The sequence below is a fragment of the Bartonella sp. AD13SXNS genome, from assembly GCF_042196465.1.
Classification (GTDB): Bacteria; Pseudomonadota; Alphaproteobacteria; order Rhizobiales; family Rhizobiaceae; genus Bartonella.
This window is the reverse complement of the sequence record NZ_JBHIQI010000120.1, coordinates 1-235: the sequence shown is the minus strand read 5'-3', so window position 1 is coordinate 235 and position 235 is coordinate 1. Positions and strand designations below refer to the sequence as shown.

1 protein-coding gene is annotated in these 235 nt (G+C 44.3%); it reads right to left on the bottom strand.

Annotated elements, in window-relative coordinates; translation table 11 throughout:
* Positions 1-235 (bottom strand): hypothetical protein (locus ACFIMQ_RS09725; RefSeq protein WP_375703964.1); only part of this gene is annotated, 235 nt, incomplete at both ends.

The following is a 235-nucleotide window of genomic DNA, read 5'->3' as shown; positions in this document are numbered from 1 at the left end:
CACATTTTTTTCCCTGCGCCTTCTCCGGATACACAGCAACGCCTTCTACATCACTTAGAGTAAAGGCATCAGCAGGTAGTGTATCCCGCTTAATTGTTAAGGCACTGGTGATACAAATTTCCGCCATATCTAAATTTTCTAATGCCTCCAGCAAAGTGGGATTAGAAATAAAAACAATGGGGGCGGCTTCTAAAGATGAGCCAATACGCTTATCTGCCCGCTCAAGCTCTAAAGC